15 protein-coding genes, 1 tRNA gene and 2 pseudogenes are annotated in these 13829 nt (G+C 66.2%); 8 read left to right on the forward strand and 10 right to left on the reverse strand.

All coding sequences use genetic code 11. The annotated features are described in order from the left end of the window. Window positions 1–22 precede the first annotated feature (22 nt). Window positions 23–1255, reverse strand: coding sequence for a branched-chain amino acid ABC transporter substrate-binding protein (locus FHR82_RS42995; protein ID WP_184816457.1), 1233 nt, complete (start codon window positions 1253–1255; stop codon window positions 23–25). A 283-nt stretch (window positions 1256–1538) separates the two neighbouring features. Between FHR82_RS42995 and FHR82_RS43000 the strand changes: the two genes are divergently transcribed. Beyond that, the gene (locus FHR82_RS43000; protein WP_184816458.1) at window positions 1539–3485 is read left to right on the forward strand and encodes a hypothetical protein; all 1947 of its coding nucleotides are present in this window, start codon (window positions 1539–1541) and stop codon (window positions 3483–3485) included. Here FHR82_RS43000 and FHR82_RS43005 read toward each other — a convergent pair. Next, a complete protein-coding gene (locus FHR82_RS43005; RefSeq protein ID WP_184816459.1) occupies window positions 3478–4086 on the reverse strand; it encodes an ANTAR domain-containing response regulator in 609 nt (202 codons plus the stop codon). The two genes, FHR82_RS43000 and FHR82_RS43005, sit on opposite strands and share 8 nt — an antisense overlap. Before the next feature lie 247 nt (window positions 4087–4333). On the opposite strand from FHR82_RS43005, the gene FHR82_RS43010 reads away from it, so the two are divergent. Both FHR82_RS43010 and FHR82_RS43015 read left to right on the forward strand, forming a co-directional pair. Then, a tRNA-Leu gene (locus FHR82_RS43010) sits at window positions 4334–4410 on the forward strand. Between the two features lie 492 nt (window positions 4411–4902). After that, window positions 4903–6009 (forward strand): hypothetical protein, encoded by a 1107-nt coding sequence (locus FHR82_RS43015; protein WP_221464996.1) that lies wholly within the window; start codon window positions 4903–4905, stop codon window positions 6007–6009. Window positions 6010–6022: 13 nt separating this feature from the next. Here the strand turns inward: FHR82_RS43015 and FHR82_RS47015 are convergent, their stop codons facing one another. Genes FHR82_RS47015 through FHR82_RS43025 form a run of 3 tightly spaced genes read right to left on the reverse strand, consistent with a single transcriptional unit; the run spans window position 6023 to window position 7592 of the window. Then, a complete protein-coding gene (locus tag FHR82_RS47015; protein WP_311771562.1) occupies window positions 6023–6724 on the reverse strand; it encodes a tyrosine-type recombinase/integrase in 702 nt (233 codons plus the stop codon). A 20-nt stretch (window positions 6725–6744) separates the two neighbouring features. Continuing rightward, on the reverse strand, window positions 6745–7407 hold the full coding sequence (locus FHR82_RS47020) for a hypothetical protein (protein WP_225944124.1): 663 nt from the start codon (window positions 7405–7407) through the stop codon (window positions 6745–6747). After that, window positions 7407–7592, reverse strand: coding sequence for a helix-turn-helix transcriptional regulator (locus tag FHR82_RS43025; protein ID WP_184816461.1), 186 nt, complete (start codon window positions 7590–7592; stop codon window positions 7407–7409). The genes FHR82_RS47020 and FHR82_RS43025 overlap by 1 nt, the downstream gene beginning before the upstream one ends. An 11-nt stretch (window positions 7593–7603) precedes the next feature. Here FHR82_RS43025 and FHR82_RS47025 point away from each other — a divergent pair. The 3 genes and pseudogenes from FHR82_RS47025 to FHR82_RS48215 form a co-directional block, all read left to right on the forward strand. Beyond that, a pseudogene (locus tag FHR82_RS47025) lies at window positions 7604–7894 on the forward strand (DUF5919 domain-containing protein); the annotation flags it as partial. 122 nt (window positions 7895–8016) lie between these two features. After that, window positions 8017–8286: a hypothetical protein gene (locus tag FHR82_RS47030; protein ID WP_311771566.1), complete on the forward strand. Its 270-nt coding sequence runs from the start codon at window positions 8017–8019 to the stop codon at window positions 8284–8286. Window positions 8287–8412: 126 nt separating this feature from the next. Beyond that, a complete protein-coding gene (locus tag FHR82_RS48215; protein ID WP_184816464.1) occupies window positions 8413–8529 on the forward strand; it encodes an inositol monophosphatase family protein in 117 nt (38 codons plus the stop codon). 349 nt (window positions 8530–8878) lie between these two features. Here the strand turns inward: FHR82_RS48215 and FHR82_RS43045 are convergent, their stop codons facing one another. From FHR82_RS43045 to FHR82_RS43060, 4 genes are all read right to left on the reverse strand, one after another. Continuing rightward, window positions 8879–9529, reverse strand: a complete 651-nt coding sequence (locus FHR82_RS43045; protein WP_184816465.1) for a nucleotidyl transferase AbiEii/AbiGii toxin family protein — start codon at window positions 9527–9529, stop codon at window positions 8879–8881. After that, window positions 9529–10059 carry a helix-turn-helix transcriptional regulator gene (locus FHR82_RS43050; protein ID WP_311771563.1) on the reverse strand — a complete coding sequence of 177 codons (531 nt, stop codon included), beginning with the start codon at window positions 10057–10059 and terminating at the stop codon, window positions 9529–9531. The genes FHR82_RS43045 and FHR82_RS43050 overlap by 1 nt, the downstream gene beginning before the upstream one ends. Window positions 10060–10471: 412 nt before the next feature. Further along, window positions 10472–11092, reverse strand: coding sequence for a recombinase zinc ribbon domain-containing protein (locus FHR82_RS43055; protein ID WP_184816466.1), 621 nt, complete (start codon window positions 11090–11092; stop codon window positions 10472–10474). 223 nt (window positions 11093–11315) lie between these two features. Beyond that, a complete protein-coding gene (locus FHR82_RS43060) occupies window positions 11316–11774 on the reverse strand; it encodes an NAD(P)-binding domain-containing protein (protein WP_184816467.1) in 459 nt (152 codons plus the stop codon). A gap of 25 nt (window positions 11775–11799) precedes the next feature. Between FHR82_RS43060 and FHR82_RS43065 the strand changes: the two genes are divergently transcribed. Continuing rightward, window positions 11800–12021: a transposase gene (locus FHR82_RS43065; protein ID WP_311771564.1), complete on the forward strand. Its 222-nt coding sequence runs from the start codon at window positions 11800–11802 to the stop codon at window positions 12019–12021. 19 nt (window positions 12022–12040) lie between these two features. Here the strand turns inward: FHR82_RS43065 and FHR82_RS43070 are convergent, their stop codons facing one another. Further along, entirely contained in the window at window positions 12041–12352 is a 312-nt protein-coding gene (locus FHR82_RS43070; protein ID WP_221464997.1) for an Atu4866 domain-containing protein, read from the reverse strand. Between the two features lie 305 nt (window positions 12353–12657). On the opposite strand from FHR82_RS43070, the pseudogene FHR82_RS47040 reads away from it, so the two are divergent. After that, window positions 12658–13726, forward strand: a pseudogene (locus FHR82_RS47040) (transposase); the annotation flags it as partial. Between the last annotated feature and the right edge of the window lie 103 nt (window positions 13727–13829).

Raw genomic sequence — 13829 nt, forward strand, 5'->3', positions numbered from 1 at the left:
TTGATGGCTCTACGAGCCCGTGTCAGCCCTCGAACTTCCCGGTCTCGACGGACTTCCACTCGCCGCCGGTGACCTGGTAGACGGTCAGGACGGTGTTGGTGCTGTCGCCGTTCTCGTCGAACGCGAGCTCACCGGTCGCGCCCTCACCGCTGTAGTCCTGCGCGGCCTTGACCACGTCGGCGCGCATGTCGTCGGCCCACTCACCGTCGCCGATGGCCTTGCCCACCGCGGCGATGATCACGTTCGCGGCGTCGTAGGAGAACGCACCGTAGGCGGAGAAGCCCTCCTTGTAGCCGGCCTTGTTGTACGCGTCGACGAACGCCTTGGCGCTCTCGAGCTCCTCGGTCGGCGCGCCGACGGAGGTGGCCAGGTCGCCGTCCTTGCCGCCAAGGGCGATGAACTGCGGGTCGAAGATGCCGTCGCCGCCCATGACCGGGACGGAGAGGCCCGCACCGGCGAACTGCTTCGACAGCGGGCCCGCCTGCGGGTACTGGCCGCCGTAGTAGATGCCGTCCGGGGCGAACGGCTTCACCGCGGCGATGACGCCGGAGAAGTCCGTGTCCTTCTCACCGATCTTCTGGCGGGTGACGATCTCCGCGCCGTTCTTCTCCGCCTGCTTGGTGAACGAGTCCGCGAGGCCCTCACCGTAGGTCAGACCGTCGGTGATGATCGCGATCTTCTTCTTGCCCGACTTCTTGATCAGGTAGTTCGCCGCGAACGGGCCCTGAAGCGAGTCGACCGTGCAGGTGCGGAAGTACGTCGGGTACGGCCGCTTCGGGTTGTTCGGGTCCTCGCCCTTGGTGAGCGAGTCGGCGGTGTTGGCGGGCGAGATCTGAAGGATGCCGGCGCCGTCCAGGATCGGCTGGACGCTCTGCGACACGGAGGAGTTCAGCGTGGACACCACGCCGACGACGTTCGGGGTGGACGCGAGCTTCGTCGCGGCCTGCGCGCCGAGCTGCGGCGTCTTCTGGTCGTCCTCCGCCTGCAGGGCCAGCTTGTAGCCCTTGACGGCGCACTTCTCGTTGGCCTGGTCGACCGCGAGCTTCGCCGAGTTCTCGATGCCCTTGCCCAGCGCGGAAAGCTCACCGCTCAGCGGGGCGATCACGCCGAGGGTCAGCGTGCCCTTGCTGACGTCGCAGGACTGGTTGCCCCCGCCCCCTTCAGAGCCGCCTTCCTCCTTGTTCGTGCCGCAAGCCGACAGCAGCAGCAAGCCCGCTGCCACGACAGCCGCGGCTTTCACCGTCTGGTTTCGCACGTGACGTGTCCCTTCTCCGCATTTCCGTCCGGCAGGTTGCCGCTTGGTTGCCGCATAGCATGCCGAACCCTGCCCTCGTCCATGTCAGAGGGCTGGCCGGAACCTAGTAACCGACCGCAGTCCTAGTCACGCCCCAAGGGCGCTCGTGACCAGACTGCAACGAAACTGACCGTCCGTGTCCGCTCTCCGGACGAACAGGGACCTTCCGGTCATGGGCGGGTAACACGATCTCAACTTCGCAACGGACCCGTTGGCACGTACCGCCCGCTTCTAATGTGCACTCGTGCCAACCAGGACACGGGTGCTCGTCTGGCTCGGCGCCATCGCGCTCATCGCCGGAGCTGTGGTCACTCTCCGTACAACGGAGGATCCCCGTAGCAGCGACACGGACGGTGATGGACCGCGCAAGCCGATCACGGTGGACCGGTTCGCGGCGGACAACGTGGTCCTGCCCGCCCCCGGTCGTGAGCCGAAGCCACCCGCACGGGTGGTCGCCCGACCGGAGCCGGACGCGCTGCGGGTGTCGTGGGCCGACGCGCTGCCCGGTGGCCAGGCGCCGCCGGGGGCCGCCGGGTACGAGGTGCGCTGGAAGCCGTCGAACGGCAACGGCACCGACCGCGACTTCGGCACCCGGCTCGTCGCGACCCCCGACGTCCGGCTCGCCGGCCTGTCCGACCGGGAGCACGTCGTCGAGGTGCGCACCGTCGACGCGTTCGGCCAGCGGTCCGAGCCCACGCGGACGGCCGCGACGCCCGGCGAGACCGACGAGGCCGCCAAGCTGCCGAAGAAGCTGACCGGTCTGTACGACGACTTCGGCGACCTGGCGAACTACGGCGACCGGTGGCACCTGTCCGGGTACCGGGGCTGCGTGGACGTGGTCAACGAGCGGGACCAGGGGCTGCCGATCGAGCTGAGCTGCGGCGCGGACCTCGCGATGCTGCGGGCGAAGCAGCCGATGACGCTCACCGCGCCGACCGCGTCCGGCGAGCTGGGCCGGGTGGCGGTGTGGAGCGACACGGCGGGCACGGGCGGTGAGCTGACGATCACGCTCGCGCCGGGACCGGTGGACCGGGTCGGCGCCGACACGCAGCGGGCCAACCGGTTCCTGCCGAGGGACGGCGCGCTACCGGGCGGCACGATCCGCGTCGGCGTCGACGACGGCGGTGTGCACGTGAGCGCGGCACCCGACGTGCCCGGGGTGCCGCCGCCTGACCTGGAGGTGTTCCCGGCGCCGGTGCGCGGGCCGAACGTGACACACCTGTTCGAGGTCGTGCTGACGACGGCCGGGCTGCGGGTGTACCAGGACGGTCTGCTGGTGGCGGTGGCCGGCGTGGTGCCCGCGTGGCGGTCGGCGTCGGTGCTGCTGGGGTTCCGCGGTCCGGAGCGGCGGCGGTCGCGGGTGCACCTGGCGGCCGCGGGGTTCACCGGGCCCGCCACCGCGGTGCCCGCTCTCGTGGAGGTACCGGTGAACGCGGGCACGCAGCGGGTGCTGGACCTGACCGAGCAGGCGCCGCAGCTGGGCATCGCGCGGACCCCGCTCCAGCAGGCGACGGCCGCCCGGCTGGTGGCGACATTGCTGGTCGCGAAGGGCATGGACCCGAACGGGGTCGTCATGCAGTTCGGTGACCTGCGGGTGCCCGCGCGGCCGGTCGTGGTGGGTCCGTCGACCGTGGACGGCGCGGCGCTGACCGTGGCCGCCGACGTGCCCGCCGCGTTGCTCGGCGCCGCGGGCCCGGACTCGATCACGCCGTTCGTGCTGCGCGCCCCGGGGGCGACGCAGCAGGTCAGACTGGTGGAGACGTATCTGCAGCTCGCCCCGGCGGCCGGGTGGACGCCACCGGTCACCTCGTTGGAGTCACCCCGCCCGTCGGGCGCGGACGTGCCGCCGTCGGTGGACGCGGTGCTGTGCAACTCGGCGGGCGAACCGCTGACGTCGGCCGTGATCCCGGCGAGGGGCCAGATCGTGCTGAAGGTGACCCTCGACGCGTCGACCAGCCAGTGGGAGACCGGCACGATCGGCGGTGTGCAGGGCTTCCAGGTGTGGCTGGACGGTGAGCTGACCGCGGGCGTGCCGACCCGTGCCGACGGGCCGGGACTGGGTGGTCAGCACGCCTTGTCGATCGCCGTCGGCGGCCTGGCACGCGGCGCACACGTGTTGGAAGTGCGCGAGTACACGATGGCCGGCGACGAGCGACCGGTGTCGGCGGTGCTGAACTTCACCGTCAGGTGATGTTCTCCACCACAGCCTCGGCGACCGCCTTCATCGTGGCCCGCCGGTCCATGGCCGTGCGCTGGATCCAGCGGAAGGCTTCCGGTTCGGACAGACCTTGCTTGGTCATGAGGAGACCCTTGGCACGCTCGATGAGCTTGCGCGTCTCCATCCGTTCCGTGAGCGTCGCGACCTCGGTCTCCAGAGCCTGGACCTCGGAGAACCGGCTCACCGCCAGTTCGATCGCCGGCACGAGGTCGTGCTTCGCGAAGGGCTTGACGAGGTAGGCCATGGCCCCCGCCTCACGAGCCCGCTCGACGAGGTCCCGCTGCGAGAACGCGGTGAGGATCACGACAGGCGCGATCCGCTCCCCCGCGATCTGCGCCGCCGCGTCGATGCCGTCCATCTTCGGCATCTTCACGTCGAGAATACAAAGGTCGGGCCGCAGCTCCTTGGCCAACGCGACGGCCTGTTCACCGTCCGCGGCCTCCCCGACGACGTGGTAGCCCTCTTCCTTGAGCATTTCCACAAGGTCGAGCCGAATGAGCGCCTCATCCTCCGCGACGAGCACGCTACGTTGCACGGCCGGGACGGACTGGGCCTCGGCAGCCTGATCGGTCACCGGGGTCCTCCTGAATCGATCGGTCTGAGCCTTCAGCGTACCGGCGAGAAGGGGTCGAGGACCCGTACACGGGCCGTGATCAGCACAACGTTAACGCCGTGGCAACAAGCTGTCCGCCGAGAGGATGACGCACGCCACACCTGTTGGAACTACGCACTGGTCCGATCACGCTCCGTGGCCACCGCGCGCGGCCGATAACCCTGAGGACCCGGCCGATGTCGATCCCGTAGAGTCTCCCCACGCGTACGCCCCCGTAGCCCAATCGGCAGAGGCAACGGATTCAAAACCCGTCCAGTGTGCGTTCGAATCGCACCGGGGGCACCACCGCAAACCCCATCTGACCAGGCCCTTTGACCTGCGATGATCCCCCTGAAGTGGATCATGCGCTACCCGGCTCTGTCCGGTCAGGACCGGCTGAATCCGGCGAGTTGTCTCCTATTTGTGTCCGAGTAACCGGGCCCTACGTGGCGAGCAGTGGAAGTACCGCCACGGCTCCTGGTGACGTGAGACACGCGAACCAACACTCTCCAACAGCAGCCCCAGCACTCACGTCCCTCCAGTACCCCTGAAGCCGCTCGCATCACATCCTTGACACGACCGAAGGCAATGGGAGTGCGGCGAGGGCTCGACAAGCACGATCCGCACTCTGTGCGCACCACGCCATCGGCCACGACGCACCGCCCCTTCGGGGGCCGCTCCTCCATCTGAAACATCCGCGCAACTCTCTCCGACACAGACAACAGCAACGCTGCCCACACGCCTCATATCGGACAAGCTGGAGTGCGACCGCCGCGGAATATCGAGCGCAACTAATAGATGATGCAACCGGCGAATCCACAGATATTTCACCGGACAAACTTGACAACATTGAAAGTTTTCTTGACAGCTGGCAACAATCTGCGGATACTCCTCAAGAATATGGCGCCGACGCATGGCAAAAACGCCGACGATGATCATCCGATAGGCAGCGGAAAACCGGCGTATCGAATCGTCTACAAGACGCTCCGGACGGTGACACATCCATACGTGGTCCTAGAATGGCCGAATTTTCGCGTTTCGATAGCCAACGGTGACATAAACCGCGGCGGCCTGACCGTCCCCGATGCAATTCCTGCACGCAACCAACGCCACCGAGTCATTCCCGAGCACGGCCGAATTATGCGTATTGACAACTCGAACTCCTACATGAGTTGCCCAGATCTTCGGTACACATTCTCCGGCTGGAAAGAAAACGTGCGGGCACTGTGCTATGTGGAAATTATATACGTTCCAGAACTATCAAAGAACGTCTCGATAGAGGAGCTTTACAGCGTTGGGCGCAGCAGCGTGGCAGACCTTAAAGCGCTCTTGGATCTCAAATACGGCCCTCGGCTCCTCGCCATGCCGATCACCGAGGAAGTAGGCGAGACATTCGATGACTGGCACTGGAATCGCCATATCCACTCATCCAAGATATCAGCAGAGACGCAAGCAACTTTTAAATCGATCAACGGTAACGAGATGATCAAAGACTTGCAACGCTTGCTCAACAGGAGGATGGACTTCGGCGAGCGAATGCTACGACGCATCAAACTTGCCTCCCAATGGTACTGGATGGCCGACGCCGAGCCTGATCAGGTTATGCGGTTCACGTACTGGCGGTTAACTATTGAGGCACTGGAGATGGTCGACACAACCAACATCGCACCAGTCCGCGACCGCCTGGCCGAACTATGCGGAAACTCTTCAAACGACTGGGTGAGGGTTGTCGGCCCACTATACGGCGTAAGAAGTGTTTTACTACACGGGAATTCAAGAGACGTCACGGAGCAATCGATTAAAACAGCAGAAATTATCGCTCGAATTTTGTTGCACTCACGACTACTCGACGAGATCCCAGCCGATCTCACGGATAAAGTGAGGGCTCTCCTGCCAAGTAGATAGTCCTATCCGTCAATCACATTATCCCATCCGAGCGCTTCTTCGATTCGTCGATGGGCCGCTGTTCTAGGCCGTTGATGACCTTCGCGTAGATCTGGTGCAGCACCGCCACGCTGTGACCAGCCCACTCGGCGCACTGCGTGGAAGGCACCCCAGCCGCGAGCCAGGTAGACACGCAGGCGTGCCGGAGGTCGTAGGGCCGACGAGCGAGCGGCGAGGCGTACTCCTCCTCGGTCAGCGCCGCCTTCCGCGCCTTGTCCCAGACCCGGACGATGGTCGACTCGGCGAGGTCCCCGCCGACGAGGTTCCGGAACAGCCGCCCATCGGCCGCGACCCCGAACCGCCGCAGGTGCTCGTGAAGGACGAGGGTCAGCGGAGGCGAGGACGGCACCGACCGCACCTCACTGATAGCCCGTTGCTTGAGCTGCCGTCTGTCCCGCCGCTTTCCTGTGTCGGTCCAGGAGGCCCCGGCGATCGGAGCCGTCTCGGACAGCAGCAGCTCACCCCACCCGCTCTCCGGGAGCTGGAGATCCGACTTGCTCAACATCGCTGCCTCCTCCGGCCGCAGTGCCCCGTAGTACATGACCGCGAAGAACGCCTTCAGCATCGGCCCGGATGACCGCCGAGGCTGCCCGTCGATTGTCTGTGCCTCCACCGCGGCCAGCAGCCTCTCCGCCTGGCGCGCATTGATGACGACCCGCTTGTCGATGGCCCGCACTGTCTTCGGAGCCGTCCACTTCACCGCAGGCAGGTTGTTCGCCGACAGCGCCTTGACCTCGACCGCGCAATCGGCGCGTTGAACAGAACCGCTCTCTTCCGTGTCACGGTCTTCGCCGCAGCTTGCTTTCCGTCCAGTTTGGACGCGAGCGCGTCAAGCGCGTTCCTCAACATCGCCACGTCCTCGAACCGGGACACAGGCAACGTGTTCGCAGCGACCCACTTCAATGCCCGCTCGATCTCCGGTGGTTTCGCCGTATCGCGCCGCTTCGTGTTGAACGCCCAGCCCGTCAGTGCTCGCCTCATGACCCGCGCGTTCGGCTTGCCCTTGTCCGTGGCGAACATGACCGGCGTGACCGTCGCCAGGGCGTCAGCGTTGCCAGCACGCGATTTCGCCGCCGCCCTCGTCCACTTCATATCGATGTACTTCACGGCGAAGTCGAACCAGGACATGACTTGCTTCTCACGCACCATCGACAGCGGAAGACCCTCGTCGACATCGAACGCCTCCCCACGCCGAGACGCGGCGACCAAGTCCGAACGGAAGCTGTCCGCGTGCGCGAAGGTGCTGAACCCCACGGAGAACCGCTCCTTATCCACACTCCACGGCAACCGGTAAGTCTTGCCCCGCTTGCCAGCACGCGTCTGGATGTTCCAGACCTTCACGTCATACGAGTACGCCATCAGGCCGCCTCCTCATGGGACTCAAGCCAGCGTTCGTATTCCTCACGACGGATGCGGATGTCACCGTTGGGCAGCTTGATACAGCGCGGCGCACGCTTCTTCGCCCGCCAGTCGTAGAACGTCGACCGCGCGATGTCGAGGTCATCGCAAACGTCCTCAATGGTCAGATGCCGCTCTTTCCCCACCTGCTTCCCCCATGTCAGGCCGCCATCCCCTCAGCGCGCCCGGCGAGACCAAGGACGTGGTGGCCGTCTACACGTCCAGGTCGGAGTTCCAGCACGAGTTGCCGCCACACCGCCTGTTCGACGGTGCCGGGCACATCCGCGTAGCGGGCCTGTCGCTGAACCTGCTGTGCCAGAACTACCCAGACCGAGCCCTGCGCGAGCAGATCGAAGCGGGCACCAAGGTCGAAGTCCTGTTCCTGGACCCGGCTGGCATTCACATCCAGCAGCGTGACCAGCAAGAAGGCCATAATTCCGGCCTGCTGGCATCCCTCACCAACATCAACATCCAGGCACTCCAGCGCATACGCAGCGGCCTACCCCAGAGGCCCGCGACAACCTGCAGATCCGCGTCTACGACGAGAAGCTTCGCTTCAACATCACGATCATCGACGACCGCACCTGCATCGTGCAGCCCTACCTACCCGACTCACGGGGTGTCGAGTCGCCAACCATCGTCACCGAGAAGCAGGATGACCCGGCCTGTACGACACATTCGTCCAGGTGTTCACGTCCATGTGGGACCGAGCAAAGGACGCCACCGGGTGACCGACGAGCTGCTAGACCTCCAACGGATCGCGGAGCAAGCCGTAGGACTCGGCTACGACATCGTCAAGAACACCACGCCAGCCGAAATCCGCCTCAAAGGCGTCCGTGACGTAGTCACGGACGTCGATATCGCCGTTCAAAACGAAGTCCGCCACTTCCTCAAGCGAATGACTCCTGACGTCGATTTTCTCGGCGAAGAGGACGTCAACTCAATCGCCCTTATGACCAGACCGACGTGTGGACACTCGATCCCGTCGATGGCACATCCAACTTCGCCCACGACCTTCCGCTCTGCGCCGCATCTCTTGCTTTAGTTCGACACGGGGATTCAAAATTGATACGGCCACATTGATGCACAACAGCTAGCGAAGATTACCAGCATCGTCGTTGAATCTCAGGTGGATACGATGGCTTTATGCACTGCTGAGTTTGGCTCTATAGGATCAAGGCGCGCCGCCGATGGCGGCGCGCTGCGCCCGTCACGTTGGGGACGTGGCTGGCATCCATCGCGGCACGGGCGGCTACCGCTCCGCTAACGCCGCCCGGCCTGCGCGGCGCAGCCCCACGCCCCGTGACGGCAGCGCCGCCACCGACGGCGCGGTTATCCACGAGCACCAGGCGGCTCCCTCGGCCTCAAGCATCGAACACCGGGGCGCTACGAGACGGCCTGTACGAGGGAGCGGGGAGGGTATAGGCAACCGCTACGACTGGTCCTGCCTCAGCTCCGCGGCCCACTCGGAGAAGAACGTGCGCACAGCCGCCACGTCGACCGCGCCAAGGCTCAGGTCCACGTCCGTGTAGCGAGGCAGGGCGTCGAGCGCTTCGACGAAATAGGGCAGGTCGAATCCTGGATTGAGGTCACCAGCCCACGTCAGGAGGTCCGCCTTGCTGTACGTGTGACTCAGCGCGAACACGTCCACGAAATCGCGGGCCGCGAACCGGTCGAACAGCGCGACCACCTTGCGGCCCGCAAGCTCCTCCGGCGCATAGGTCGGGCCAGCGACACTCATCGTCGGCGGCTGTCCAGGCTGCGAATCCAGAGCGATGTCAATCATCAGGTCTTCCGGACCGGTGAACTGTAGGCGGCTGAAGCTCTCGCCCTCCTGGACCGTCCGCACGCCCCAGTCCCGCTCACCGGCCGCCGCGATCAGCGCTTCCCGCGCCGTGACGATGTCCGCCTGCCTGTCGGTGAAGAAGTCCAGGTCCTGGGTCGGGCGCGCCGTCAGATGCTGGGCCAGGAGCGCAGCGCCACCGGCGAGGACGAAGCCGTCACTGGCAGGCAGGCTGAAGAACAGCTGTGCCACTTCCAGCTGAAACGCAGTGAGCGGGACGTCCGCCGAGCCAGTGGTCACTACGCGGCGGCCAGCTTGGAGATCAACGGTGCCCAGGCCGCACGAAGATCGCGAGGGAGCAGCAGCTCGTCCCACAGATCGACCAGCAAGACACCATCGATGTACGCGAGCACGTCGTCCGGACCGCCCTCGCGCAACACCGCCTCGTACACGCGGGCACGCTCAGATCGGTCCATGAGCCGGTACTCCCGACCAGCCTGCGACCAGTTCAACGACAGCGGCAGCTCGACCGTCGCCAACGCCCTCTGCGGCGGGAGCGACGGGAGCTGATCCGGCACCTGGTACACCCGCCCGCGGCCACTCACGACCGAGCGGAAAGTAATCCGCGGACGTAGGTCGAGGTCGAAGCCCGACGCGCCCAGCAGACGTTCGGCCGTGTCCAGCGTCGGCTTCTTCCGGCCGTTCTCATAGGCCGACACCGCCGTCCGCGACGTGTGAGCCAGCCGGGCGAGCTGGTCCTGACTCAGACCAGCCAGGTGCCGCGCAGCTTCCAGCAACCTCGCCACAGACATCGGCGGCACCTCCTTCACCAAGCGGGGGTATCTACTTGGATACGTTACGCCAGGCTTCCAGCGGCGAGCAACCAACCGGTGCGGTCGCGGCCAGCTCTGGTCACCTACTCCCCGGCTTCTCCCCATGAATCGTCCGTGACGCCTATCTGCGCAGGTCAGAGCCAGTTGGCCGACTGGGTTCAAAACCCGCCCAGTGTGCGTTCGAATCGCACCGGGGGCACGCACTGCATTCACACTGGCTTCTACCTGCAGTTCTGCGCTCGACGGCCGCTTGATTTCGGGCTCGTCGGGGTGCCGTAGGGCCGTTGCGGTTGTGGAGACCACGGCCATCTCCTCTCTCGGCAGTGTGATCGTCAGCGTTGCTTCCTGCGTCTGGTAGTGAACTTCCACACGGAGCTTGGTCAGCTCGAACAGGCGTTGCTGTAGCTCGTCAGGCGCGGTCGAAGTTGAGCGTGAGGTGTGGAAGCGCGTCCAGGATGTTCAGCTCGGTCTCACTGGCCCGCCTGGGCTCAGCCCTGTCCTGGTCGTCGAGCGCAGCTATCTCGTCGAGGACGACGTGACGTTCGGTTTGGAGGTCGTTGTAGCGCTTCCTCAGGCCCTGCACGAACGGGTCGTCCGGGTCGGCGTCCTCGGCCTGGCGGAGCAAGTTCTCCTGCCGACGGGCCAGGTCAGCGATGCGGCGTTGCAGTCGAGTGCGCTGTTCAGCCCGTTCTGCGTGGGCCCGTTGCTCGGCCTGATCCACGTCCCTGGACAGCAGGACGCGTCGCTGGGGGTGGAACAGGAACTGGCTGAAGGCCTGGTCGACCACCGCGGTGATCGCTTCCTCGCGGACGTACACCGTGCGCGGGTGACCTGCGTGCTTGTCGGGGCGTCCACGGTTGTTGTTGGTCGGCCAGCACCGGTAGTAGACGTAACCGCGCTCGTGGCCGTGGCCCTGCATCCGTCGCCCGCAGTCGCAGATCACCCGGCTGCGGTAGCGGTAGCTGCGCTTCGTACAGCGGTGCACGTTCGCGTCGGCGCCGTCGCGCGAGCCCTTCTTCTCCGTCCCCATCGCGTTGATCCGTCCGCTTCGGTGACTCGGTCCCGCACCCGCACGCCCCATTGTTGGAGATCCCGCAGGCTGGTGCCGATCAGCGGGTCACGCTCGCGCAGGCGGCGGCCGAGTCGGCTCTCGGCGGGGATGCGCATGACGCCGAGCATGTTGAGCCAGCCGAACAGGTCGCGGCCGAGGAACCGTTGTGGGAGGGCGGGTTGCCGGGCGCCGACCGCGATGGTCACCGGCCTCGTGCGGGCGAGTTCTTCGGCGATCTGCACGCCGGAGTTCCCGGCGCCGACGACGAGCACCGGCCCGTCGGGGAGCTGGTGCGGGTTGCGGTAGTCGGCGGTGTGGAGCTGGGTGACCTCTCTGTCGAGGTTCGCGGCCAGGTCCGGGATGGCGGCTGTTGGAACGGGCCGGTAGCCACGACCACCGTCCGGGCGGTGATGGTGCCGTGGTCCGTACGTGCCTCGAACCCGCCGCCGACTTGGTGCAGGTGCCGGACGCCGGTGCCCAGCCACAGCGGCAGCGCGAAGTGGCGGGCGTAGTCGGTGACCTCGTCCTTGCCGGGCAGGTGCCCCGGGGATGCGGGGAACGGCAAGCCGGGCAGAGCGCTGAACCGGGCCGGGGTGAACAGCCGCAGCGAGTCCCAGCGACGGCGCCAGGACTTGAAGCCACCGCCGGTCACAGCATCCACATCCGACCACCCTGACCGCCCGCAGGTGTCAGACGCGGCCTGGTTAGCACTGGAGCCGATGCTGCAGTCCCGGGGCAGGCACGTACGCGACGTCCGGCAGGTGTTCGAGGGCATCGCCTACGAGCACCGGGCCGACGTGCCGTGGCGCGAGATACCAACGGTCTTCGGACCGTGGCAGACGTTGTACGCGAAGTACGCACGCTGGCGCGAGGACGGCACGTGGACAAAGCTGACGTCCGCCACGTGACCGGTTCCTGCTGATTCGGTCAGCGGCGGCCCGGTTGTGCGGTCGCCGCAACGGCGTCGCGGTGTGCCTGGCTGCCCTCCCGGTAGAACACGTAGCCGCCATGGTGCAGCACGTCGCCGTCGAACTCGCCGTCCGCGCTGAACCCGGTGTCGTCCTTGTACTCGATGTGTGTCCCGCTCACCCAGTACCGGCCGACGTAGGCACTGATGCGCTGCCCTCTGGCCTCGTCGTAACGACCGTCAGGCCGCAGCTCCTGCCGGATGTGGTTGTCCGCCGTCACCCACATCCCCACATACGGGTGTCCGGCCTGCCGCGGTTGCTGGCTTGTCATCGTCGGCGTTCCCTGCTCTCCGGTGTGGATCGTTCGACCGGCCCCGCAGCCACCGGCAAGGTCGGCAGGCAGCGTCATTCCTGGGTATACGGCACCCACCCAGAATTCAGTCAGGCTGCGGGAAGTCACCGCCCTAACGCTGGTCGATCGCTCGGCGCAACTCGGCTACCGACGGGTCACGACGCGATGCGTCACCACGGCGGCGGTCGGCGAGCGCTTCGCGCATCGAGCACCGCGACGCTGGAACAGCCGGGAAGGTGAAGAATCTCCATTTCATGTCATGAGACCAGGTCCGGGCGGGCCGCGATCAGGTCGTCCGTGAAGGAGCGCGCCGGATGCTGGCCGAAGCCCTGCGCGCCGAGGTCGACGCTACATCGCCGCGTTCGCCGACGAGCGAGATGTGCATGGCCACCGCTTGGTCGTGCGCAACGGCTACCACCAGCCTCAGGAAGTGCTGACCAGCGCGGGTGCGGTGGAGGTGACCGCGCCGCGGGTCAACGACCGCCGGATGGACCCCGAGACGGGCACACGGCGTCGGTTCGCCTCGTCGATCCTGCCGACCTGGGCCCGCAAGACCTCGAAGATCACCGAGGTGCTGCCCCTGCCGTACCTGCACGGCCTGTCCAACGGTGACTTCGTGCCCGCACTGGGCCAGTTCCTGGGCAGCGCGAAGGCCCTGTCCGGTCCGGTGATCACGAAGCTGACCGAGCAGTGGAAGGCCGAGCAACGCGCGTTCGCCGAACAGGATCTGTCCGGTGTGGACTATGTGTAATTGTGGGCGGACGGCATCCACGTCAACATCCGCCTGGAGGAGCACAAACTCTGCCTATTGGTGATGATCGGCGCGCGCGCCGATGGCCGCGAGGAGCTCGTCGCGCTGGCCGACGGCTACCGGGAGTCGACCGAGTCCTGGGCGGATCCGCTGCGCGACTGCCGCCGGCGGGGCATGGTCGCACCGATGCTGGCCGTCGGTGACGGGCACTCGGGTTCTGGGGCGCGTTACGGGAGGCACGCCCGGGACGCGGTGAGGGCCTTCGATGCCGCCTACGGCGCGAAATTCCCCAAGGCCGTCGCGAAGATCACCGACGATATCGACGAGTTGCTGGCGTTCTACGACTATCCGGCCGAGCACTGGATCCACCTCCGCACGACCACCCGATCGAGTCCGCCTTCGCCACCGTGCGGCACCGCACGAAGGTCACCAAGGGACCCGGCACGCGCACGACTGGGTTGGCGATGGCGTTCAAGCTGATCGAGTCGGCCCAGGCCCGCTGGCGCGCGGTCAACGCCCCCCACCTGGTCGCACTCATGCGCGCCGGAACCCGCTTCGAACGCGGTCCGCTGGTCGAGTGCGACGAGGACACCGCCGCATGACGCCGGTCCCCGCTCAGCTTTTCCGGTCACTCAGGACACAGAACTCGTTGCCCTCCGGGTCGAAGAGGGTCACCCAGTGCTGCCCGTCCTTCACGGTGTCGAC

Origin of the sequence: Actinophytocola algeriensis, assembly GCF_014203735.1 — a bacterium.
Taxonomy (GTDB): domain Bacteria; phylum Actinomycetota; class Actinomycetes; order Mycobacteriales; family Pseudonocardiaceae; genus Actinophytocola; species Actinophytocola algeriensis.